At 57.3% G+C, this 21,340-nt stretch carries 26 protein-coding genes; 4 read left to right on the plus strand and 22 right to left on the minus strand.

The window, feature by feature from the left end; translation table 11 throughout:
* Window positions 1-12: 12 nt before the first annotated feature.
* Genes G560_RS20420 through G560_RS0116310 form a run of 3 tightly spaced genes read right to left on the minus strand, consistent with a single transcriptional unit; the run spans window position 13 to window position 1,272 of the window.
* Window positions 13-312: a TrbC/VirB2 family protein gene (locus tag G560_RS20420; protein WP_081647686.1), complete on the minus strand. Its 300-nt coding sequence runs from the start codon at window positions 310-312 to the stop codon at window positions 13-15.
* A gap of 20 nt (window positions 313-332) precedes the next feature.
* Window positions 333-950, minus strand: a complete 618-nt coding sequence (locus tag G560_RS19580; protein WP_231575888.1) for a lytic transglycosylase domain-containing protein — start codon at window positions 948-950, stop codon at window positions 333-335.
* Complete coding sequence (locus G560_RS0116310; protein ID WP_050525242.1) at window positions 934-1,272, minus strand: hypothetical protein; 339 nt, start codon at window positions 1,270-1,272, stop codon at window positions 934-936. Before G560_RS0116310 ends, G560_RS19580 begins: the two co-directional genes overlap by 17 nt.
* Window positions 1,273-1,477: 205 nt before the next feature.
* Here G560_RS0116310 and G560_RS0116315 point away from each other — a divergent pair, with 205 nt between their 5' ends.
* The 3 genes from G560_RS0116315 (at window position 1,478) to G560_RS0116325 (ending at window position 3,563) form a co-directional block, all read left to right on the plus strand.
* Complete coding sequence (locus G560_RS0116315; RefSeq protein ID WP_162140878.1) at window positions 1,478-1,855, plus strand: hypothetical protein; 378 nt, start codon at window positions 1,478-1,480, stop codon at window positions 1,853-1,855.
* A gap of 12 nt (window positions 1,856-1,867) precedes the next feature.
* Window positions 1,868-2,506: a hypothetical protein gene (locus tag G560_RS0116320; protein ID WP_022705365.1), complete on the plus strand. Its 639-nt coding sequence runs from the start codon at window positions 1,868-1,870 to the stop codon at window positions 2,504-2,506.
* Between the two features lie 217 nt (window positions 2,507-2,723).
* Window positions 2,724-3,563: a hypothetical protein gene (locus G560_RS0116325; RefSeq protein WP_022705366.1), complete on the plus strand. Its 840-nt coding sequence runs from the start codon at window positions 2,724-2,726 to the stop codon at window positions 3,561-3,563.
* Window positions 3,564-3,614: 51 nt separating this feature from the next.
* On the opposite strand, the gene G560_RS19585 is transcribed toward G560_RS0116325, so the two are convergent.
* The 13 genes from G560_RS19585 to G560_RS0116395 all read right to left on the minus strand — a co-directional run bounded on the left by G560_RS19585 (window position 3,615) and on the right by G560_RS0116395 (window position 17,586).
* Window positions 3,615-4,763 (minus strand): Fic family protein, encoded by a 1,149-nt coding sequence (locus tag G560_RS19585; RefSeq protein WP_022705367.1) that lies wholly within the window; start codon window positions 4,761-4,763, stop codon window positions 3,615-3,617.
* A 668-nt stretch (window positions 4,764-5,431) separates the two neighbouring features.
* Window positions 5,432-8,581 (minus strand): efflux RND transporter permease subunit, encoded by a 3,150-nt coding sequence (locus G560_RS0116335; RefSeq protein ID WP_022705368.1) that lies wholly within the window; start codon window positions 8,579-8,581, stop codon window positions 5,432-5,434.
* Window positions 8,578-10,014, minus strand: coding sequence for an efflux RND transporter periplasmic adaptor subunit (locus G560_RS0116340; protein ID WP_022705369.1), 1,437 nt, complete (start codon window positions 10,012-10,014; stop codon window positions 8,578-8,580). The genes G560_RS0116335 and G560_RS0116340 overlap by 4 nt, the downstream gene beginning before the upstream one ends.
* Window positions 10,011-10,409, minus strand: a complete 399-nt coding sequence (locus tag G560_RS0116345; protein ID WP_022705370.1) for a FixH family protein — start codon at window positions 10,407-10,409, stop codon at window positions 10,011-10,013. The genes G560_RS0116340 and G560_RS0116345 overlap by 4 nt, the downstream gene beginning before the upstream one ends.
* A gap of 323 nt (window positions 10,410-10,732) precedes the next feature.
* Complete coding sequence (locus G560_RS21250) at window positions 10,733-10,921, minus strand: hypothetical protein (RefSeq protein ID WP_162140879.1); 189 nt, start codon at window positions 10,919-10,921, stop codon at window positions 10,733-10,735.
* Between the two features lie 48 nt (window positions 10,922-10,969).
* On the minus strand, window positions 10,970-11,437 hold the full coding sequence (locus G560_RS0116355) for a DUF411 domain-containing protein (RefSeq protein ID WP_022705372.1): 468 nt from the start codon (window positions 11,435-11,437) through the stop codon (window positions 10,970-10,972).
* Window positions 11,438-11,450: 13 nt separating this feature from the next.
* The gene (locus G560_RS0116360; protein WP_022705373.1) at window positions 11,451-12,050 is read right to left on the minus strand and encodes an SCO family protein; all 600 of its coding nucleotides are present in this window, start codon (window positions 12,048-12,050) and stop codon (window positions 11,451-11,453) included.
* The gene (locus G560_RS0116365; protein WP_244870047.1) at window positions 12,032-12,481 is read right to left on the minus strand and encodes a copper chaperone PCu(A)C; all 450 of its coding nucleotides are present in this window, start codon (window positions 12,479-12,481) and stop codon (window positions 12,032-12,034) included. Before G560_RS0116365 ends, G560_RS0116360 begins: the two co-directional genes overlap by 19 nt.
* A 24-nt stretch (window positions 12,482-12,505) precedes the next feature.
* Complete coding sequence (locus G560_RS0116370) at window positions 12,506-13,096, minus strand: SCO family protein (RefSeq protein ID WP_028914195.1); 591 nt, start codon at window positions 13,094-13,096, stop codon at window positions 12,506-12,508.
* Between the two features lie 34 nt (window positions 13,097-13,130).
* Complete coding sequence (locus G560_RS0116375) at window positions 13,131-13,793, minus strand: DsbA family protein (RefSeq protein WP_022705376.1); 663 nt, start codon at window positions 13,791-13,793, stop codon at window positions 13,131-13,133.
* Window positions 13,790-14,227 (minus strand): disulfide bond formation protein B, encoded by a 438-nt coding sequence (locus G560_RS0116380; RefSeq protein ID WP_050525245.1) that lies wholly within the window; start codon window positions 14,225-14,227, stop codon window positions 13,790-13,792. Before G560_RS0116380 ends, G560_RS0116375 begins: the two co-directional genes overlap by 4 nt.
* Complete coding sequence (gene lspA, locus G560_RS20790) at window positions 14,220-15,317, minus strand: signal peptidase II (RefSeq protein WP_081647688.1); 1,098 nt, start codon at window positions 15,315-15,317, stop codon at window positions 14,220-14,222. Before lspA ends, G560_RS0116380 begins: the two co-directional genes overlap by 8 nt.
* A 1-nt stretch (window position 15,318) precedes the next feature.
* Window positions 15,319-17,586, minus strand: coding sequence for a heavy metal translocating P-type ATPase (locus G560_RS0116395; RefSeq protein WP_022705378.1), 2,268 nt, complete (start codon window positions 17,584-17,586; stop codon window positions 15,319-15,321).
* Between the two features lie 85 nt (window positions 17,587-17,671).
* Here G560_RS0116395 and G560_RS0116400 point away from each other — a divergent pair, with 85 nt between their 5' ends.
* Window positions 17,672-18,109, plus strand: a complete 438-nt coding sequence (locus tag G560_RS0116400) for a MerR family transcriptional regulator (protein WP_022705379.1) — start codon at window positions 17,672-17,674, stop codon at window positions 18,107-18,109.
* A gap of 2 nt (window positions 18,110-18,111) precedes the next feature.
* Here the strand turns inward: G560_RS0116400 and G560_RS0116405 are convergent, their stop codons facing one another.
* From G560_RS0116405 to G560_RS0116430, 6 genes are all read right to left on the minus strand, one after another.
* Window positions 18,112-18,678: a DedA family protein gene (locus tag G560_RS0116405; RefSeq protein WP_022705380.1), complete on the minus strand. Its 567-nt coding sequence runs from the start codon at window positions 18,676-18,678 to the stop codon at window positions 18,112-18,114.
* Between the two features lie 266 nt (window positions 18,679-18,944).
* Window positions 18,945-19,436, minus strand: a complete 492-nt coding sequence (locus G560_RS0116410; RefSeq protein WP_022705381.1) for a hypothetical protein — start codon at window positions 19,434-19,436, stop codon at window positions 18,945-18,947.
* 40 nt (window positions 19,437-19,476) lie between these two features.
* On the minus strand, window positions 19,477-19,989 hold the full coding sequence (locus G560_RS0116415) for a TlpA family protein disulfide reductase (RefSeq protein ID WP_022705382.1): 513 nt from the start codon (window positions 19,987-19,989) through the stop codon (window positions 19,477-19,479).
* A gap of 99 nt (window positions 19,990-20,088) precedes the next feature.
* Window positions 20,089-20,484 (minus strand): c-type cytochrome, encoded by a 396-nt coding sequence (locus G560_RS0116420; RefSeq protein ID WP_231575889.1) that lies wholly within the window; start codon window positions 20,482-20,484, stop codon window positions 20,089-20,091.
* 184 nt (window positions 20,485-20,668) lie between these two features.
* Window positions 20,669-20,812 (minus strand): hypothetical protein, encoded by a 144-nt coding sequence (locus G560_RS21110; RefSeq protein ID WP_022705384.1) that lies wholly within the window; start codon window positions 20,810-20,812, stop codon window positions 20,669-20,671.
* A gap of 55 nt (window positions 20,813-20,867) precedes the next feature.
* Window positions 20,868-21,323, minus strand: a complete 456-nt coding sequence (locus tag G560_RS0116430; protein WP_022705385.1) for a DUF411 domain-containing protein — start codon at window positions 21,321-21,323, stop codon at window positions 20,868-20,870.
* Between the last annotated feature and the right edge of the window lie 17 nt (window positions 21,324-21,340).

Consider the following 21,340-nt stretch of genomic DNA (forward strand, 5'->3'; position numbering starts at 1 on the left):
GCTTTCCTCGCCTTAGCTAAACGACGAGCGCAGGTTTGCGACAATGGCGGGGCCTGCAAAAACCAGGAAGGCGCCGACCACGACCAGTGCCACCCAAGCCCAAGAGATGCGGTTAAACGCCGCGAGAAACCCGGTGACGACAAAGGCAATGCCGAAGAAGGCAGTCGCGAGCGTGCCCCGGAAGGACGCAAGTATTCCGGTGGCCACGGTTTCTGCTTTGGTAAAGACGACCTGCGCTAGGGCGGGTTCGGCATGGGTGAGAACGACAAGCGTGGCCGCCAGGGCCAGCGTCAAAGCTGGAGAGAGTTGCATGAGGATTTTCCTTGGGGGGTCTAGAGGTCTGCGAGGATACGGTCGTAAGCCGCCATTACTTTCACGATGTGATTGCGGGTCTCAGTATAGGGCGGCACACCGCCATATTTGCGCACGGCCTGTGGCCCGGCATTATATGCGGCGAGAGCCAGCGTCAGGCTCTCAAAACTGTCCATTTGCTCGAGCAAATAGCGGGCACCACCATCGAGGTTTTCCAGCGGGTCAGATGCATTGACGCGTAAATACTTGGCGGTGTCTGGCATGAGTTGTGCAAGGCCTTGCGCCCCGACCCGGCTAACCGCCCGTTGGGTGTAATTGCTCTCGACCTTGATCATCGCTTGAAAAAACGCCGCCCATTGCTTTGGGCTGAGATCCAATCGCGCAAGCGCCGGGTGATCTTGATACCGTGTTGCGATCAATCGGATCGACGGCAAGACGGCCGTCGGTACCGCAACGCTCCGAGAGCCGAGCGCGGCAGTGGCGCCAAGACCACCCGCCTTCTCGTCTCGGGAACTTTCCACTGGTTTTTTCTTGGCCGGAACAATCAGATGCCCCTGCCCGTCATAGCGCAGAACTACAGCGTCATAGGAGGCGAGCTGAACATCGCCGCCCTGCCCCGGATTATTCCAGCGAATCACGTCCGCCTGGGCGGCTCCGCATACCGGTGCGGACATCGCCAGCGATAAAAGGCACGTCGAGATGATCGAGATTGAGTTTGCCGAACGCCAGCCCGAAGAGGCCGATTGACGAATTGACGATCCGCTCTCGGGCAAGGGCCGTGACCAGCATAAAACGCTCGCCACTCGCATTGACGACGTAAAACAGCCATTCGCCCGAGAAGCGTTCATCGGGGTTTGGCGCAGTGACACACTCGATCTCAACTGTCGCTCCGTCCTTGGCGGCCAGGCTGCGGAAATCCCGCTCCAGCAAAACTGGTAATGCACGCCGTTTCATAGTCATGGGGTCCCCTCGGATGGTTCTGTTGGGGTCGTTGTAACGCAGATTTTTCCGTGCAGCGATGCCTAACAGAATTTATGTTGCATTCAATATAAAAATGACAAACACACTGATTTAAGTTGATACGAAGGCCGCTGATCCAGTCGTTCTTGATTGGAAACCGCGCCTTCAACGTTGTCATGCGAGGCGGTGGACCTGTGCGAAAGATGTGCTGGAATTTATGAGTGGCCAAGAAAATAAGGGTTTTGAGACGACAGTGTTTATGGATTCACGCGCGTTGAGGCCCAGATTTTCGCGCATCTGCAGTGCATTAGGGATTGCTGGCATTTGTCTTAGCTTGGCGAGCCGCGCGGCCTTCGCACAACCTGAAGTGATTCTCTGCCTTGCCCCTGCAGTGCCTATCACGGCTTTGCCGGAGGCTGTTCTTGCCGAATACCGCGCAGAAATCAGCGCCGAGTTCGAAGCCTATTTTTCAACGGTGAGCGACTACATCGCCTGCCATGACGAAGAGCGTGCGCGTGTACTGGCCGAGGCGAATGCCGCGACCGCCTCCTACGCTTCGTTTCTTCAAACACCCTCAAATTGAAAAGGACACTCCGTGAAGCCGCTTCTCCTTGCCCTATTGCTAAGCCTTGGATTTTCTACTGCCGCTGTGCAACCCGCCGCCGCTTACCCGGTCGATTGCGCCATCCTCTTGTGTTTGGCGGGCGGATGGCCCGGTTCCGCCGAATGCAGCCATGCGCGTGCGGTCTTTATCCGCCGCATCACACCTTGGCCTATAGAGCCGCCGCTGCAAATCTGGAATTGCCCGATGCGGGTGGGTTATCCGAAACCGACAGATTTGGAACGGCTATTTGATATTCGCGCGAATGCGCCAAAGCCAGAATGGTCTTGGCGATTTCCGACCAGAGAGGTTCCCGTGCAACGCGTTGCCAATCAGGCCGATGTCGACATCTCTGATCCCGCCTTTGATTTTGTTCGCTCCATCAAGGTTTTTGAAATCACATTCCAGATGCAGCGCAGTGGTGATGACAATTGCAGCAGTTCAGCTGCTTTCTATGAGGGTAGCTACGGGTCCCAAGGCGATTATCAGCGCAAGCGAAGTGACCCAAGTGCTGTACCCGCCGCGTCGGACTTCAGGATGCCGGTCGAATGTCGCAACTACCGCTACCGATCCGTCTTTGTCGAATGGCGCGATTACATGGGCAGCTATGGCTCAGAGGAGGTCCACTATTAGGCCCTACCTGAATTCGAGCAAAATAAGCCCATAGCGCGAGACGATCTCACCCCCAGAAACCAAAACGACGCCAGACCATAGGTCCGACGCCGGTTCAGAAACGCTTTGCACCGCATTTCTAACCGAGCTTTTGGACCCCTTCAACTCCTAGATCACTCTGGGAGACGAAAAATTATGGCCGAATGGTTTGGCGTCTCACTTCAGAAAGCAGACGACAATGAGCCTCACAACCGGCGCCCTACTTCGCCGCATCACTGAAACCGATCTCTCGGTGTCCGCCCACAAACTTGCCACGATTATTCTCGACGGGATTGCTTGGAAGGATGGCTACAACGGCCTTCCGCGTGGCACTGCGGCCTTTACGCTTGCCTCATTGGCAGAGCGCATGGGCATCTCGCGTCAGTACCTGTCCAATTTACTTGGTGAGCTTGCTGCCTCTGGGCTTCGCTTGGAACGGCGCAAACCGCATGGCAAATATGCGCCGTGGCTGTTCCGGTTTGGCGAGAAAACTCGCGAGAGATCACAGGATGTGGTGTCATCAGGCCACGACACATCACTCTTTAAAGAAGACTCTCACAAAACTATATTTGCAGGAAAGATAGATATCGGGGGAACGCAAAGCGTGTTTCAGACCCGGTGGGCCGGGCTGATCAAGGCGGCTAAAACCGCCCTGCCCTGCTGGAATGTTGATACGCAGGTGATTTGGGAACGGTTTATTGCGTTCAATCGGCAACGAGGGAATGCGAGCGTGCCAGCGGGGTATTTGTTGGGGTTTATGCGGCGGTGGCGGCATGCGCCAAAGGCTGCTCATGAAGAGGTGAAGGTGCCGGAAACAGCCGTTTCCGTTGATCCGGTGCAGGCTGAACTCACAGAATTGATTAGCGCCGCACCGGTTAGAAATAGGCAGTTTCACGAGGCGGATTTGTGCCGATTGATCGGCCAAGCTGCTTATCAAGCTCGCGTCCACGAGGTCGTAAAGCAGTTCGGCTGCCCGAGGTTCACTGCAACTCTTGCTGTGCATGGGCAAGCGGTCTTGGTCGGGGAGATTTTGCGGTGAAGCTTGATAGAGATCGCATCAAACCTTTTGGATATCTTCCATTGATATCGATCATCTTTGCATGTCAATGCCGTCTGCGGGGGGCTGCATTAGAGCCCTTCTTGCGCAAAGCCAATAGCGCGTATGCCGCCGTTCACCGGTTCGTCTGAGCGCGCCCTTCTCGACGAGGTCCTGCAGGTCCCGGGTTGCGGTCGCGCGCGAGGTGCCTGTGATCTTGAGGTAATTCTCGGCGCTGAGCCCGCCTTTGAAGCCAGCGGGACCTTCACGGAACATCCGTGCGATAGCTTTTTCCTGGCGATCGTTCAACTGATCGCGGTGCCGGTCGTAAAACTGCGCCTTGCTGATGAAAAACCCGACACGGTCGAGCGTGACCTGTTGGGCCTTCAGGACGATCTCGGCGAACCAGACGAGCCACTCTGACACGTCCAGCGTCTTTTGATGGAACTCGAGCTGATCGTAATAGGCCTTGCGTTCTTTCTCGATGGTGAAGGCAAGCGCTATGAGGCTCGGTTGGCCAATGTTCTGCGCCAATGACTTTTCAGCCAGGGCGCGGCCCAACCGGCCATTGCCATCCTCGAAAGGATGGATGCTCTCAAAGTATAGGTGACTGAGCCCCGCACGTGTCAGGCCTGGGAGCGGTGTTGCGCGGCCGGGTCCGGTCTTGTTGAACCAGTCAACGTAGCGCTCCATTTCGGGCATGACTTGAACGGAGGGAGGCGCTTCAAAATGGATTGTCGGTCGATCAAGGCGGCCCGAGACGATTTGCATTGCCTCGGAGTGCTGGCGGTACTCGCCAATGCTCTCCAACCGGCGATCATGGGACAGAAGCATGTGGTGCCAGCGAAACAGGGTCTCGTGGTCGAGCGGATCCGCAAAACCCGAATAGAGGTCCACCATCATTTCAGCCACGCCCTGCTCACGCGGTTTGGTCGGGTAGCTGTCGGGGTCCAGTCCCATCTGGCGGCGTAAAGACGACTGTACGCTCAATCGATCGAGGATTTCGCCCTCAATGGCACTGGTTTGCATCGCTTCGTCGCTCAGAAGTTCGATGCGCAGTTGCTCGCGATCAGGTTGGCTGACATGATGCACGGCACCGACGATCTCGCCGGAGGACAGCAGAAATTTCTGCTCGAACGTCTCCAGAGTGGAGGCGTCATACCGGAAATCCGGCCAATCAGGTAATGTCCAGTTCCAGGGCATGAGTTATAAGCATCCTTTCTATAACTCACATATAGACCATTTTTGATGCATAGAAGTCAATGCTATCGCTCAGTTGCGGCGTGTGGCGCGCTCCCTGCCAAGGTCGAAACCGGCTTCGGCGTTAGACGTTCTCAAGTGACAGCAGTTTGCTGCGCTCGCTGCGTAATTGTCGAAAAACTGGACGCTCTCAAGCTACCCCGAGGTTTACGACGTAACCTTCTGCAGCGCCAATATCGAGCGACGCCAGCTTTGCTGGTAAGCCGCAAATAGTTCTCTTGGTGCGGGCCACACCCAGATCACTGACTATGTTTCCATGGAGCGTACGCGACAGAACATCAACTCGCCTAAGCTCGCGCTCGCTCATCATGACCCATCCCATGTGTATCCTCCAACGCGCCGAGATGGCGACACAGGGAGGGTGACACTTTAACTTTGCTCACAGGGGACATTCTAACTTTGCGGCGACAAAGCCCAACCCTATAATCAAGGTTATGTAATATATTGATTTTATTTGATAATCGTTCCTTCCATAAATTTGGCCGTGAAGCATAATCGGCCCCGAAGGCATTCAGCCCGGCCTGACCGCCGCCAAGGGTCGCCAAAAGTGACCGCAAGGCTTTGAGATTGACGTTGAAAACTGTGGAACTGCGCGGGTTACGCGACAGCACCTACCGGGCAGTCTGCTCAAACGGAAAATCTGATGCCGCGCTCGTTCTTTTCAGACCCCAGCCTTTGATGATGCCATAGACGGCGGGAATGACGATCAGAGTAAGCAAGGTTGACGATACCATTCCGCCGATCATCGGCACGGCGATGCGTTGCATGATTTCCGATCCTGTGCCATGCGCCCAGAGGATCGGCATCAGGCCCGCCATTATCGCGACCACAGTCATCATTTTGGGCCGTACACGGTCCACCGCACCGACCATGATTGCCGCGTAGAGCTCGTCGCGGGTCAAATCGCGGCCTTTGCACCGTTCGCGTGCCTCGGTCAGTGCCTGATCGAGGTATATCAACATAATCACCCCGGTCTCTGCCGCCACGCCAGCCAGCGCGATAAAGCCTACTGCCACCGCAACCGACATATTGAAGCCCATGAACCACATCAGCCAGATGCCTCCGACCAGTGCAAAGGGCAATGACAGCATGACGATCAGGGTTTCCGTCAGGCGGCGGAAGTTGAGGAAGAGGAGCAAAAAGATCAGCGCCAGCGTCAGCGGCACCACAATGGCAAGCCGTTCTTTGGCGCGTTCGAGGTATTCGAACTGCCCGCTCCAGCCCAGCGAATAGCCTTGCGGCAAGGTTACAGATGCGGCCACAGCCGCCTGCGCTTCTTCAACAAAGCCGCCCAAATCACGGCCCGCAATATCAACGAAGATATAGACCGCCAACTGTCCGTTTTCGGTGCGGATCGAGGTGGCCCCACGTGTGCGCTCGATTTTTGCCACATCGCCCAAGGGTATGGTGCCGCCGCCAGGCAGCGCCACTTGAACCTCGCGCCCGATCGCTTCCGGGTCTGACCGCAGGGCCGCCGGATAGCGGACGGCGACATCATACCGCTCGCGCCCCTCGACCGTTTGGGTGATCGCTTGGGCCCCGAGTGCCATGCCGATCACGTCTTGTACATCCTGCACAGACAAGCCGTATCGACCAAGAGCGGCGCGGTCAGGGGTGATATCAAGATAGTAACCGCCGATCACCCGTTCGGCATAGGCGCTGGTTGTGCCGGGAACCGTGCGCAACACAGCCTCGACCTCACGCGCGACCTTTTCCATCTCGGTCAGGCTGGTGCCATAGACCTTGATGCCCACAGGGGTGCGGATACCGGTGGACAGCATGTCGATGCGCGCGCGGATTGGCATGGTCCACGCATTCGACACGCCGGGAAATTGCAGTGCCGCGTCCATTTCTTGCCGCAGGCTTTCGGTGGTGACACCGGGGCGCCATTCGGCCTCGGGGCGCAGTTGAATGATAGTTTCGAACATTTCTGTCGGTGCGGGGTCGGTGGCAGTCAAAGCGCGGCCTGCCTTGCCGAAGACCGTTAGCACCTCAGGGAAGGTCTTGATGATGCGGTCTTGCGTCTGCATCAGTTCGGCCGCTTTTGTGACCGATAGCCCCGGCAAAGTGGTCGGCATATACATCAGAGTGCCCTCGTTTAGCACCGGCATGAATTCGGACCCTAGCTGGCGCGCAGGCCAGATGGTGGCGACAAGTGCCGCGAGGGCCACGATAATCGTTAGGCTTTTAGCCTTCAGAACGGCTTGAATCACTGGACGGTAAATCGCGATCAAGGCCCGGTTTACAGGGTTTTTGTGTTCCGGGATGATCCGGCCCCGCACGAACACCACCATCAACGCTGGCACCAGCGTTACCGACAGGAACGCCGCTGCAGCCATAGCAAACGTCTTGGTATAGGCAAGCGGGCCGAACATGCGGCCTTCTTGCCCTTCCAGCGAAAAGATTGGCAAGAACGACACGGTGATGATCAAAAGGCTGAAGAAAAGCGCAGGACCGACTTCGGTAGCCGCCTCGATCAACACCTCGGTGCGGGGCTTGTCAGGGGCGGCGCGTTCCAAGTGTTTATGCGCGTTTTCGATCATCACGATGGCCGCATCGATCATCGCACCGATGGCAATGGCGATGCCGCCAAGGCTCATTATGTTCGCGCCAATCCCAAGGAATTTCATCGCAGTGAAGGCCATCAGCAACCCAACCGGCAGCATGATGATCGCCACCAAGGCAGAGCGAAAATGAAGCAAAAACACGATGGTCACGAACGCGACGACTAGGCTCTCTTCCAGTAGCGTCGTCTTTAGCGTCTCGATGGCTGACAGGATCAAATTTGAACGGTCATAGACCGGTACGATCTCTACCCCTTCGGGCAGGCTTTGGGCGACCACGTCCAACTCGGCCTTGGCGTTCTCGATCACATCCAGCGCATTGGCCCCGACCCGTTGCAACACGATGCCACTTGCCACCTCGCCCTCGCCGTTCAACTCGGCGATGCCGCGGCGTTCATTCGGAACGATTTCGATTCGCGCCACGTCTTTTAGGCTGATAGGCACGCCGCCGATGCTGCGCAGCGTGATGTTGCCAATATCTTCGATTCCCGAAAGATAACCGCGGCCGCGCACCATGAATTCGAATTCGGCCAGCTCTACCGTGCGCCCGCCGGTATCCATATTGCTTTCAGAAATAGCCGTGCCGATGTCGGACAACGTAATCCCTTGCGCCCGCATCCGTACGGGATCGACTGTCACCGAGTATTGCTTGACGAAACCACCAACGCTCGCAACCTCGGAAACGCCTTCGGCCCGACTTACGCCAAAGCGCACGACCCAATCTTGCAAGGATCGCAATTCTGCAAGCGACAAGTTTTCGCCTGTGATTGCATATTGGTAGACCCAGCCCACACCCGTCGCATCGGGGCCAAGAGCGGGCGTCACCCCGTCAGGCAGGCGGGCCGCAGCGGCGTTGAGGTATTCCAAAACGCGGGATCGCGCCCAATAGGGGTCAACACCGTCCTCGAAAATGATGTAAACGAACGAGATACCAAAGAATGAAAACCCCCGCACCACGCGTGATCGTGGCACCGTCAGCATGGCCGAGGTCAGCGGATAGGTCACCTGATCTTCGACCACTTGCGGGGCCTGACCCGGATAGTTGGTCAGCACGATCACCTGCACATCCGACAGATCGGGGATGGCGTCGATTGGCAACGTGCGCAGCGACCAAACCCCGGCCGCGACAATCAAGGCGGTGGCAAAGAACACGAGCACCAGATTGCGGGCCGACCATGTGATGATACGCGCGATCATTTGACTGCTTCCGGTGTTGCCAGCGTCGCGAGTGCGGCGTTCAGGTTGCTTTCCGCGTCGATCAGGAATGTCGCCGTTGTGACGATGCGGTCACCTTCATTGATGCCTTCGCGGATTTCTACCATTCCGGCACCTTGCCGTCCCAAGACCACATCTTGCGGTGCAAACTTGCCCTCGCCCAGATCGCGGATAACGACTTGGCGGTCGCCGGTATCAATGACCGCTGATTGTGGGACTTGTACCACCGGCCCATCGTCGCCCGTAGCAAGCGTGACATCGGCAAACATGTTGACCAGCAAGCGCCCGTCAGGGTTGGCAAGGTCAATGCGAACACGGGCTGTGCGTGTCTGCATGTCCACCTGCGGATAGATCTCGTCTATGACCCCGGAAAAGGTTTCGCCGGGCAGACCAGTGAAAGCGATTGTCGCCATGTTTCCGCGCCGAAGCCCTTTCAAGGCGCTTTCCGGTACATCGGCCATGACCCACATCACCGACGTGTCAGCGATGCGGAACAACGCCTCGCCCGCGGATGACATCATGCCCTCGACCGCCATCCGGTCCAGCACGACACCAGAACGCGGTGCCAACAGCGCGATGTTCACCGGCGCGCGCCTGTCAGTTGCAATTTGGTCGATAACCGCCGCAGGAACACCCAGATTTGCCAATCTTTGGCGGCTACCTTCGGCGCGCCCACCGTCATTGCGCAGATCCGAGACATAGAGCGCCGCTGCAGCAGCTATTTCGGGTGAATACAGCATCGCCAACGGCGCGCCAGCCACGACCATTGATCCGGTCGTCACATCCTCGACCGTCTCAATAAACGCATCAGCGCGCAATGAGATGACACTGACCCGACGATCGTCCAACACCACTATTCCCGGCGCGCGGATCGTCATAGCCATCGGCTCCAACACCGCGAGTGCTGTGCGCACGCCGGTCCGTTGCAACTTACCCGGCGATACGGTCACTGAACCCGCATCACTTGCCTCGTCAGCAAAGACGGGAAGATAATCCATTCCCATCGAATCGAGCTTTGGCACCGGAGAGGTATCTGGCAGGCCCATTGGGTGACGATAATAAAGTATCTTGCGCGGCGCGCCGTCGGCCGCGGCAAGAGGAGCTGCGGCCGGATCGAATGACACATCTTCGCTTGCCAGCACGGGCAAGAACGCGCGACCATCGACGGCGTTTTTCGGCACGGCCGACCACTCGGCCAAGCCGTCGGGATGGCGGTAATAGATGATGGGGCCAGCCGCTTCTTTGGCCGTGGCTGGCATCGCTTCCGCGTCCAGTCCGGTCCATATCACAAACTGCACCTGTGCCGCATCCGTTAGCATCGCAGGCGTCCAACCTTTGCCCCCGGCTGCAAGGCCCATCCATCCGGTTATGCCGCCGACGAAACCAAGCATAACCAGCTTTCCAAACACGCTCATGGCAACACCTCGATCACAATCTGCGCCTGCACCGTCTCCGCCTCACCCTGAACCTTTGCTGCGACGGAAAAGCGCCAGTTGCCGTCCATCGTCAGATCGGTGGAAAAGCGGTAGTGACCGGGTTTTTCGATTGGCAATGCCACTATGGGCGTCGTCATAGTCTCCATGCCGTCCGGTTCCATATCCATCCGCGTCGCAAAAAGGATGGCCCCGTCGACTGGCGTGTTGGTGCGGGTGTCGATCAGGGCCACATCCAGAATTGCTCCGTTGCCGAACGGATACTTGGTTTGGGCAAGGACAAGGGAATAATCAGACGCGGCCGCCTGCGCCATCGGCACAGAAAATTGGGCCGCAACCACAAGGGCCGCAAGAAAGCGGGGCAATAAATGGAACATGACAGACCTGTAAATTTGGACAAAGGGGGTCGCCGACACTTGGAGCGTATCCCCGAAAGGAACCTACCCCAGATCAACGTGCAGCTTTGGGGCGCGCGAAGCACCCCACCCTTCATGCCTTCGGTGGTCTTCTCAGGCCGTTGTCCATGTACTGAAGACTATCCGTTAGCCCAACAGTCAAAAAGACCGCAATCTTCGAAGTTGGAAAAAACTCCAAGACGGCCAGTTTCTTGCTTTGAACCGATGACACCGCACGGCATTGCATCGTGGACACGCACGCGGCATCACATTCCGGCAAATCTGGGCAATCACTTGGGCAGCAATCATCCTGCATGGTTATCATGACCGCTGCACTTGCGGTTGAAACATGACTCAGGCTGGTCTGCACCAAAAAAGCGCCGACCAGCAATCCAACTAGAAAAAGGCGCATCTTTATCCACATCAAATTGATATGAAGTAAATGTAGAACGACGACAATACACAATTCGTTGAGCTTTTGTGCCGAATTTCATGATGGTGGCAGCACCCACAAGGCCATTTCAAGAACGCATGGCGTTCGTTCACGCAGCCTCATAGCGCGAGAAGACTTCGGTCGTGCCATCGCGCCGGATCAGAAACACATCGTATGCTTCGCGCTCGTTATCCGGCCCCATTCCCGGTGAGCCGTAGGGCATGCCAGGCACGGCCAAACCTATAGCATCGGGGCGCTCGACCAGAAGGCGGCGGATATCAGACGGTGGCACATGGCCTTCAAGCATATACTGATCAATCCGACCAGTGTGGCATGAGATCATGTCTTGCGGGATGCCGTTGTCCGATTTGTAGCGCATCAGCAATGTTCCAAGGCTGTCCTCGGTGGTGACAGTAAAGCCCTCAGCCTGTAAAACATCGACCCAAGCCGAACAGCATCCGCAGTTTCGATCTTTGACGACATGGATGGAGGCCTCTGCCGCAAAGGCTGGGCGGGCAATGGCTGTGGCTCCGGCGGTCAGCATCAGGTGGCGGCGTGTCAGGGTGGTGATGGTCATGGTTAGCTCCTTTTCATGCAAAAATACGGCGTAGTTTTGGGACAGCGAAACGCCGGTCCTCATGAAAGTCAATAATGCTGGCAAATTGTCCGTTGGCATAGAACAGGAAAACACCCGCAGTGTGGTTCATCGTATAGTCGCCGTCTCCGGCAAGCACTTTCTCAAAGCTGACGCGAAAATCAGTGGCCGCGCGGGCAGTCTCGCGCAAACTGCCAGTAAGGCCTATGATGCGCGGGTCGAAATTGGATATGTAATCTGCCAGCACCTCCGGTGTGTCACGCTCGGGGTCGACTGTGATCAGGGCAACCGTCAGCCTATCGGCGTCTGCGCCAAGCGCTTCCAACCAGTCAGCTATATCAAGCAGCGTCGTTGGGCAGACGTCGGGGCAGTAACTAAAGCCAAAAAACACCATTGCAGGGCGTCCTCGCCAATCTGCGGGTGTGACCTCCTGCCCGACGTGATTGGTCAGACGCCAGTCCATTGATGTCAGTGGCAATGGTAATAGCGGGTTAGGAACGGCGCGGTTGCGCGTCCTCCACGCCCCCAGCCCTAGCATGAACGCCGAAGCTCCGGCCACACCGGCAAGGGACAGGATTATTTGGCGTCGTCGCACGCCGCCCCCTTTGCCCGCATCGACAGAATATCTACGGTGACATCAAGGTTGCCAGCCTGCTCGAACGTCAGGGTGATGGGAAAGGTTTGGCCTTCGACCAGTGGATCGGTCAGGCCCATGAGCATCCCGTGAAATCCTCCCGGAGACAGAGCCACAGTTTGGCCTGCTGGAACGGGAATTGACGCAGCATGGGGCATCGCGGCGACACCATCTGTGACAGTGGTTTCATGCAGCATCGGCATGCTGGCCGCCGGTGTCGTGAGGCCAAGCAGGGCGTCATCCATCGCGCCGCTGTTGGTGATCTCCAGATACAAAACCGCTGGGCGCCCCGTTCCGATAGAGGCACGGGACCAAGCCTGTTGGACGCTGATATCGCCGCTCGTAAAGGTTTCACAGGCTTGCGCCATTGGGGCCGCCAACAAAAATGCCATTGCAGGAAGGAGATTTTTCATGTGTCAGAACCTCGATTTCAGATCGGAAAGAATGGCATCGGCAGGGGTGCCATAGTCGAATTGGCGCAACCAATCACCCTTCGGGCCGATAAGGTAAAGGGCTGCACTATGCGACATGGTGTAGCCATCGGTAGCATCTGTCGCGTCCTCGCGCTCAAAGAATGTCTTGAAACTCTCCGCTGCTGCCCGCGTGGCCTCTGCATCACCCGTTAGCCCCAGAATGGCGGGGTGAAAGGCATGGGCAAAGGTGTCAATTCCCAACCTACGGTCACGTTCGGGATCAATCGAGATGAAGATGGGTTGCACCTTTGCCGCAGCATCGCCCAGATCGTCCATCACCTGTGCTACCTCGGACAGCGTGGTCGGACAGACATCAGGGCAATTGGTAAAGCCAAAGAACACCAGTTGAAACTTGCCTGCGAATTCGTCTGTTGTGCGAAGCTGGCCTGCGCCATCGGCCAGAAAAAATTCAGACCTAAACGTGGTTTCATGGGTTTGTGTGTTCATTTGGGGCCGCAGAATGAAGGCGCCATAGGCCAGGGCCGCAAGCCCGGCCATGACCCAAAGCCCGATCTGTATATGTCGAAGCCTCATAGACGGCAGTCTCCATTAGCGTTTGTGATTGCAATTAGCCTGCTTGTTCCACGGCTAGCCGAATGTCGGCAATCAGAGTATTGGCGCTGAAATTTTCTAGCCGCTTGCCATTCAGGAAAAATGTGGGGGTCTGGCGGATATTCAACGTCTCGACATCGGCGGCGTCCTGGTTCAGCACAGCGGTGGTGCCGGGAAACAGCATGTCGCCCTCGGCTTTGTCCAGATCAAGGCCAGCAGCCCCGGCGATTTCCCATGCCACATCCAGCGCAGGCGCGCCGTGAACAGCCCAGCCTGGCTGCTCTTCCAGCAAAGCGTCCAAAACAGGCTCGAACAGATCCTGACGCCGCGCGGCTTCCAGCATCCGCACGACCTCATCTGACCCTTCGTGAAACACGGTGTAGCGCAACACAATTCGCAACTGCGTCGGGAATTCTTTGCGCAACTGCTGCAACACGGGGTGATAGGCGCGGCACGCCTCACAGGACGGGTCGAAAAACTCGACCAGCGTCACAGGGGCATCGACCGGGCCAAGGATGGGCGAATAGGGCCGGATCAGAACAGCGTCATCGGAAATAGGGGCTGTTGCTGCGGCAAGGGCGGTGTCACGTTGACGCTGACGGGTGACGTAAAACGCGCCGCCACCAAAGGCGACCAGGCCCAAAGCGGTCGAGCCGATAACAAAAGCGCGGCGGTTCATGCGCGGGTTCCTTTCAGTAAGCTAAGATTGGCCAGGATGGCCGCAAAAGCGATGGTTGATAGATAGGGCAAGGGCATCCCAAGGACCACCTGCGCCTGATCCGTGCAGGAAGGACCTGATGCGGTGCAAGGTACGATGGCGGCAGGGATCAGCCCAGCATAAAGCCCACTATGCCAAAGTGCCAGTGCCAGTCCCGCCAGTGCGAGGGGCAGCGCGTATATCCGCACTCCGGTATCACCACGCAATGTGGCTATCCCCAAAAGCGGCACCAAAGGAAACATGGCGATGCGCTGATACCAACACAGAGTGCAGGGCATCTGGCCCAGCACCTCACCGATGAACAGCGCAGCCAAGGTGGCGACAAGGGCAATCCCGAAAGCTACCGCCAGCGCCCCTTCCAAACGGAAAGTTGTAAGGTCTCCGTTTTCACGCATCGGCATTCTCCTGCTCAGGCGCCTTACGCAGCATTGCCAAAATCAATGCCACCGCCCCAAGACTGATCGCCACATCAGCCATATTGAATGTCGGCCAATGCCACGCCCTCCAATAGACGTCGAGAAAATCTGTAACCATGCCTTGCCGCGCCCGATCAATGATGTTCCCGAGCGATCCACCGACAACCAGAGTCAGCCCCAGCCGTTCCCATCGGTTGTTCGTCCGCAGCGCCATGATGGCGATGCCCAGGGTCAACGCACCGGTCAGGGCAATCATGGCCCATGGCCTGCCTGCCATGACCCCGGACAACAAGCCAAAACTGGCACCTTCATTAAAGCCAAGAGCGAGATTAAACCCTGGCGAGACAGGATAGACATCCCCTTGCGTCAACCACACAAGCGCCATGAGCTTTGTGATCTGATCAAAAGCGACCACACAAAGCAGAACAAGACCCATCGCAAAACGCGTTTCCGGAATCTCTGCCCACAATCCGATCCAGCGTGGAACATCCTTGCAATATGTCAGGTAGGCCTGCCCAAGTGTGCGGGCCAAAGCAGCTTCCTCTGATCGGATTTGCAGGCTGGCCGAGGTCAGGAATATCACGACAGCCGCCGCGGTCGGCAGCGCAGGGATTGCCAGTGCCACACCAGCCAATAGCAAAGCCTGCCCCAAAAAAGCAGGGTTGCGGCTGATGCGAAACAACCCGGTTTGTACCAGCGCCCCGGTATCGGCCTGAGGAACACCTACCCGCCAAGATGCCCCCATCGACCTTTGGGCCGCAAAGGCGACCATCGTGCCAACTGCGGAGACGCATATCCCAATAATGCTAAGGGCGGCAAACGCGCCTTCGGTCCACAGCGGGTCGGCCTTGTGCAAGGCCGGAACTGCCAGCCAGAGCATCGGTCCAAAGCCCGCCAACACAAAGGATGAGCGAAAACCAAGCGCAGCGAGGCGATCTTGGCCTTTGGCCTTGTCAAACAGCCAGACCGATTGTCCGATCGCGCGTGAGGCATTTGCATTGCCCCAGACAAACAGGGCCAGATATCCCGCCAACACGGCAAGGGCGGCCCAACCAAACAGCGATATCACGTCAACCCTCCCGCTCAGGATTAAAGCGCAGCAGGCGAAGCGCGTTCAGGGTAACCAGCACGGTGGCACCGGTATCAGCCAGAATGGCGATCCACAGCCCAGTAATTCCCAACACGGAGGTCACGAGAAAGACCGCCTTCAGCCCCAGCGCCAGTGTCACGTTCTGACGGATGTTGGCCATCGCCGCCCGCGCCAGGCGGATTTGCGCAGGCACATCCGTCACCCGGTCGCGCAGAATGGCGGCATCTGCGGTTTCCAGCGCCACATCGGTGCCCGACCCCATCGCTACGCCAACAGACGCCTGTTTCAGCGCCGGCGCGTCATTGATGCCGTCACCAATCATCATCACATGACCGGTCTCACCCATCTTCTTGATCGCCGTCAACTTGTCCTCGGGCATCATTTCCGCCTGAAACTCTATGCCGAGGCCGCCCGCAATAGCCGCTGCGGTGCGTGGGTTGTCGCCTGTCAGAACCACTGGGGTGATCCCCATGGCGCGCAACTGGCGCACCGCATCAGCGGCATCGCTGCGCGGCTCATCACGCAGCGCAAACAAGGCCAGCGGCTCGCGGGCGCGGTAAAGCACAGCAACCGTCTTTCCCTCTTCCTCCAGCGCTGACGCCTGGCGCAACCCGATCCCGTCCAGACCACCTTGCTCCATTGCATATTTGGGGTTGGTGACCCAGACGGATGCACCGTCAATCACCGCCTCGACCCCTTTACCTAGGATCGCACGGGCGTCCTGCGCCGCCAAAACAGGGGCATTCGCTTCCCTAGCCTTGCCGGAAATCGCCAAGGCAAGAGGATGGCTGGACCCTGCTTCAACCGCTGCGGCAAGCGACAGCACAGCGCTCCCATCCAGCGCGCCCAGTGCCACCACATCCGTCACCACAGGGCGGCCATGCGTCAGAGTGCCGGTCTTATCAAAGGCCACATGTGTGGTCTTGGCGGCGGCCTCGATCACCGCCCCGCCTTTCATCAACAGCCCCTTGCGCGCACCTGCAGACATCGCCGAGGCAATGGACGCAGGCACCGAAATCACCAGCGCACAAGGGCAACCGATCAGCAAAAGCGCGAGGCCGCGATAAACCCATGTGTCCCATGACTGCCCAAACATGAGGGGGGGCACGAGGATAACCAGCAGCGCTACGCCTACGATTGCAGGCATATACCAACGGCTGAACCGATCGATGAACCGTTCTGTCGGCGCGCGGGCCTCCTCGGCCTCTTCCACCAATTGGATAATGCGGGAAATTGTGTTGTCTTGTGCAGCTTTGGTCACTCTCACGCTCAAGGCGGCCTCGGTATTGATGGAGCCTGCAAAGACCGCATCGCCTGGCCCCTTGGTGCGCGGCACGCTTTCGCCCGTTACCGGGCTTTCATCGATGCCACTTGTGCCCGATGCAATCTCACCATCCGCTGGGATGCGATCACCGGGACGCACCAGAACGATCTGGCCCACAGTCAGGGTTTCCGCGGGAACTTCACGGGTGGTGCCATTTTCCTCCAGCAGCGCCGTTTTGGGCACGAGATTGGCCAATGCACGAATGCCGTCACGCGCTTTGTTGGCCGCAACGCCTTCCAGCACCTCGCCCACCGCAAACAAAAAGACCACCAGCGCCGCCTCTTCCGCCGCGTTGATGAACAGCGCGCCTATGGCGGCAATGGTCATCAGGCTTTCGATGGTAAAAGGTTGGCCGACGCGCAGCGCGGCAAAGGCCCGTTTGGCCACTGGGGCCACTCCGATGAGGCAGGCGATGAAAAACGCCCAATAGCCGATCTCAGACGAAGTCAAAAGTTCGATGCCCCAGGCGACCACCAAAAGAATGCCGGTCACGATGACCAGTTGGCCCTTGGAGGTCTGATACCAACGCTTGCCCCTGTCGGCGGGGTCGTCATGCACATGGCCTGCACTGCCGTGGCCCGCATCAGGGCTGGATTTGGCGTCATGGTCATGGCCGTCGTGATCGGAATGATCCTGCGCACCTGCCTGCTCGGGCATCACAAACCCCTTCCGCGCGGCGGCCTCGCCCTTTGGCGCAATGCCGTAGCCAAGTGATTTGACCGTCGCCTCAATCCGCCCGCGGGGGGTTTGCGCCTCATCCAGTGTCAACCGCAGGCGTTCGGTCATCAGTGCCACACTGATATCAGAAACCCCCGGCAGCCGCCCCACCGCATCCTTGATCTTGTTGGCACAAGATCCGCAGTCCATGCCCGAAACGGTCCATTCGCAACTGCTGTCGGTTTGTTCAACGGGTGGCGTGGTCATATCTGTCTCCGGTCTGGTCAAGGCATTGCTCTTATTGATTCCCATCTCTAATGTCTCTAGCAACTAGAGGTTCAAGAGGTTTTTTATGCTGACCATCGGAAAGTTAAGCAGGACTGCCGGCGTCAAAGTGCCGACGATCCGCTATTATGAAGAAATCGGTCTGCTGCCCGAAGCGGAACGAAGCGCCGGAAATCAGCGGCTTTATGGCACCGCCACAATGGACCGGCTGACCTTCATCCGCCATGCCCGTGAGCTGGGCTTCACGCTGGAGGCCATCCGCGATCTGCTCAGCCTGTCCGATACCCCCGATCAATCCTGTGCGGCGGCGGATCAGATCGCAAAGGCACAACTTGTCGCCGTGCGTGACCGCCTTGCCCGCCTGCGCGCCTTGGAAATCGAGTTGGAACGTATGATTGCCCAATGCGCCCATGGCACCATCGCCGATTGCCGCGTGATTGAGGTGCTGGGGAACCATGATCTGTGCGGCCATGCGCATAACGCGTCGGATCACCCATCCCTATAACGTCAGCCGACCGTCCGCGAGAGCCGCCGCCATCCCAGAATAGCAAGGCCGAGAAAAACCAAAAGCAGCACGATGCTGAAGGTGCCCCACCCGTCAACCACCGCACGCTCAATCGCGGCGCCAAGGTAATATCCAGCACCCACCAACAGCCCCGTCCATAGCAAAGCCGAGGAAGCATTCAACACCGTAAACACCGGCCACTTCATTTGCGTCAGACCCACAGGCAGCGCCCCAATTGTGCGCATTCCCTTGGGATAACGATAGATGAAGATATAAGCCCAGCCATAGGCATCCAGCATTGATTCGGCTTTGCCCATCAGCGCCAAAAGACGCGGCCGTGACGCCAGAAAGCCTGCGCCAAACCGCCGCGCCACGGCAAAGCGCAATTCATCACCCAAATAGCCACCCGCAAATGTCGCAACCGCGACCAGTGCGACATCCAGCGCCCCGGCTTGCGCCGCATACCCCCCGAACAACGGCAAAGACCCGCTTTTCAAGGCGCAATAGCCAAAAAGCAGCAGGTAAACCAATGTGCCATACTGCGAAATCAGAGAGATAATAGCTTCCAAGAAAAACGATCCTTTAGGCGAAAGTTTTGTTGAGTGGCCGATGCTTATGGATCATGTAGCGTTCTGCCCTCAGCGTTAGATACATAGCGGACCCGCGCGGTGATGGCATTGGCGAACAATGATCTTTTTTGGAAATATACGCCCCTCCCCTCGGAATAGATCAATATGAGCCAGCATGCCTGTGGAGGTGAAGCCGAGCATCAGGAGCGAGCCGATGCTGCCGGTCCAGCCGAGAATTCGGCAAAGATGCTATACCGCAAAACCCATCATTGATTGCATTTGTCATTAAAGGTCTGTCCTGCCCACCAGAACGCGACCAAGGGAATAACAATCCATTGCAAAACCGGCGACAGGCCCGCATCGAGGAACGGAATGATCGGCATCAAATCTGAATAGGCCCAAGCTTCGCGGATCGTGATATTGAGCCATTCGCTGAAGAAAGTATATCCCAAGCCGAAAGCTACAGTCAAAGCTCTTACGGAACGCCGCGTCGCAGCGAAATAGGGCCAGCCTTTGCCTATCAGTATCAAGACGAGCATCAGTGTGCTTAGGGCGATCAGGATATCCCCACCCGTGCAATGAACGGCCGCAAAGACGATCTCCTTCCAACTGCCCGCGGTCCAAATCGTGTAAAGCGGCATGTGTGCAAACTCCCAGATCAGATTGGCTGGGATGATCACTGAAAAATATCGACGAACTGCGGTTAAAGAAATCGCGTCCGTCAACGACGGCATGACGCCTATTGTGGGATCGCTCATTGGCCCTCCTGGCTCGGTTTCCCATTTGGGTTGGCGATGTTCATTCTATAAAATCCCGCAAGAAGGACACCATCTTTGGATCGTCCCATTTGGCCGGCCCGATCAGTCGCCCAAGCTCTTGCCCTTTATCGTCAATCAGGATTGTCGTCGGCAGGCCAATTGCGCGCAGCGCGGTCATCGACAACATGGTATTGTCGACATACATGGTAAGGTTATTAACGCCAATATCATTGTAAAAGCGTCGGACTGCGGGCGCACCTGCCCTGTCTATCGACAGAGCAACCACCTCGAAAACATCGCTCCCTAGTTCTGCCTGTAGCGCATCCAGCGTCGGCATCTCTTCTCGGCATGGAACGCACCATGTCGCCCACAGGTTCACGAGGATGACCTTACCTCGAAAATCTTCCATATCTCCCCGACGGCCGTCTTCTGTCAGATAGCGCACATTGACGATCGGTTGTGGCATTGCACGGACAGCAAACCCTTGCGGTCCCGCGAACGCTATTCCAAAAGACCATGCCCATACAATCAGAGCCCGCGTAAAATGTTTCATTGCGTTGGTCCCTTGGCAGTTTTGCGTTTCAAATTACGGATCGCCAGCAGAGGCACCAGCATGAGCTTGGGGGTTCATTCTTGCTTGCAGACTTCTGCGTCATGGTTGTACCTTCTCATCCGCTTGGCTGCGGCTTTCCTGCAATTCGCGGATCCGGTCGGGCCATGTGTTCTTGATAAAGGCCAAGATTTCCACAATTTCTTCATCCTTCAGCACTTCTTCGAAACCGGGCATGTCGCTTTCATAGCCGTTCCCGACGATCGCCGCAGTTCCACGCTTTACGATGTCAGTCAATATGCGGTCCGAATGATGCCAAGTATGCCCCGATGGGTCATGCGGTGGGGCGGGCAATCTGCCGTTTGGCAATCTTGAGCGCCACTCAGGCTGCCCCTCAAGGTTAGCACCGTGGCAACTGGCGCAGTTTTCTTGATAAAGGCGCGCGCCCGTGGGTATGTCGTTCTGCGCCGCAACCGGTAAGACCGTTGCGGTGAACAAAAATGCGGAGAGCCTAATGGTGTTTTTCACTGCGCTTCCGCCTCCTTGTTGCGAGCCACCTACAGAGGATGAAAAATGCCACGAACAACGACAAGATAAGCAGGACGCAAACCGCCCAGGCCAATCCCATCATCAACAGGCTGTCGCCGCTACTGGCACCTTCAATCCGCATCTCGGTGCCTTACTATTTCCCGTCGTCCGAGCGGATGTATTTGACCAGTGCAATTGCCGCCAGCCCCAGCACCACCACAATCAGTAGCCAAACGAGACCCGTCGCAACAACCATACTGCCACCCATCATTCCACCGTCCATCATCATACAATTCATCCTTTTTTCCTGTGAAGCCGGTCTGGCGCGCAATTGCGCCAGACCGTGCAATTGATCATTCGACCATGTAGACAGTCGGGCTCACACCTTTTTCGACAGCGAACACTTTGAATGGCTCCTGTTTAGCGCCGCCCATACCCGGCGACCCCATCGGCATGCCCGGAAGCGTCACTCCGGCAATTTTTGGTCGCTCATCAAGAAGTTTTTTGACGGCGGCAATCGGAACATGGCCACTCACAGCATAGTCGCCCAGAAATGCAGTATGGCAGCCCTGAAAATCATCCGGGATACCTGCCTCGCGGCTGATTTGCGAAAGATCTTGGGTAGGTTTCACTTCTACCGTGAAACCGTTTTGGCGCAGATAGTCGGCGTAGTCTTCGCAACATCCACATTGCGGATTCTTGTAAAGCATGACCTCCTGCGCTGCCGTCGGTGCGGCATTCAGGCTCATCGCGAATATGGCGGCAGCACCAGCGGTGCCAAGGCTTGCAAACCCAAATATCTTTTTCATTGGTTCATTCCTTCATG

Origin of the sequence: Pseudorhodobacter ferrugineus DSM 5888, assembly GCF_000420745.1 — a bacterium.
GTDB classification, from domain to species: Bacteria; Pseudomonadota; Alphaproteobacteria; order Rhodobacterales; family Rhodobacteraceae; genus Pseudorhodobacter; species Pseudorhodobacter ferrugineus.

Coding starts and splice junctions, on each gene's coding strand:
- G560_RS20420 (WP_081647686.1), bottom strand. CDS start 312: ATGCAACTCTCTCCAGCTTTGACGCTGGCCCTGGCGGCCACGCTTGTC.
- G560_RS0116310 (WP_050525242.1), bottom strand. CDS start 1,272: ATGACTATGAAACGGCGTGCATTACCAGTTTTGCTGGAGCGGGATTTC.
- G560_RS0116325 (WP_022705366.1), top strand. CDS start 2,724: ATGAGCCTCACAACCGGCGCCCTACTTCGCCGCATCACTGAAACCGAT.
- G560_RS19585 (WP_022705367.1), bottom strand. CDS start 4,763: ATGCCCTGGAACTGGACATTACCTGATTGGCCGGATTTCCGGTATGAC.
- G560_RS0116335 (WP_022705368.1), bottom strand. CDS start 8,581: ATGATCGCGCGTATCATCACATGGTCGGCCCGCAATCTGGTGCTCGTG.
- G560_RS0116340 (WP_022705369.1), bottom strand. CDS start 10,014: ATGAGCGTGTTTGGAAAGCTGGTTATGCTTGGTTTCGTCGGCGGCATA.
- G560_RS0116345 (WP_022705370.1), bottom strand. CDS start 10,409: ATGTTCCATTTATTGCCCCGCTTTCTTGCGGCCCTTGTGGTTGCGGCC.
- G560_RS21250 (WP_162140879.1), bottom strand. CDS start 10,921: ATGAAATTCGGCACAAAAGCTCAACGAATTGTGTATTGTCGTCGTTCT.
- G560_RS0116355 (WP_022705372.1), bottom strand. CDS start 11,437: ATGACCATCACCACCCTGACACGCCGCCACCTGATGCTGACCGCCGGA.
- G560_RS0116365 (WP_244870047.1), bottom strand. CDS start 12,481: ATGGCATTTTTGTTGGCGGCCCCAATGGCGCAAGCCTGTGAAACCTTT.
- G560_RS0116370 (WP_028914195.1), bottom strand. CDS start 13,096: ATGAGGCTTCGACATATACAGATCGGGCTTTGGGTCATGGCCGGGCTT.
- G560_RS0116375 (WP_022705376.1), bottom strand. CDS start 13,793: ATGAACCGCCGCGCTTTTGTTATCGGCTCGACCGCTTTGGGCCTGGTC.
- G560_RS0116380 (WP_050525245.1), bottom strand. CDS start 14,227: ATGCGTGAAAACGGAGACCTTACAACTTTCCGTTTGGAAGGGGCGCTG.
- G560_RS0116395 (WP_022705378.1), bottom strand. CDS start 17,586: ATGACCACGCCACCCGTTGAACAAACCGACAGCAGTTGCGAATGGACC.
- G560_RS0116400 (WP_022705379.1), top strand. CDS start 17,672: ATGCTGACCATCGGAAAGTTAAGCAGGACTGCCGGCGTCAAAGTGCCG.
- G560_RS0116410 (WP_022705381.1), bottom strand. CDS start 19,436: ATGAGCGATCCCACAATAGGCGTCATGCCGTCGTTGACGGACGCGATT.
- G560_RS0116415 (WP_022705382.1), bottom strand. CDS start 19,989: ATGAAACATTTTACGCGGGCTCTGATTGTATGGGCATGGTCTTTTGGA.
- G560_RS21110 (WP_022705384.1), bottom strand. CDS start 20,812: ATGAATTGTATGATGATGGACGGTGGAATGATGGGTGGCAGTATGGTT.
- G560_RS0116430 (WP_022705385.1), bottom strand. CDS start 21,323: ATGAAAAAGATATTTGGGTTTGCAAGCCTTGGCACCGCTGGTGCTGCC.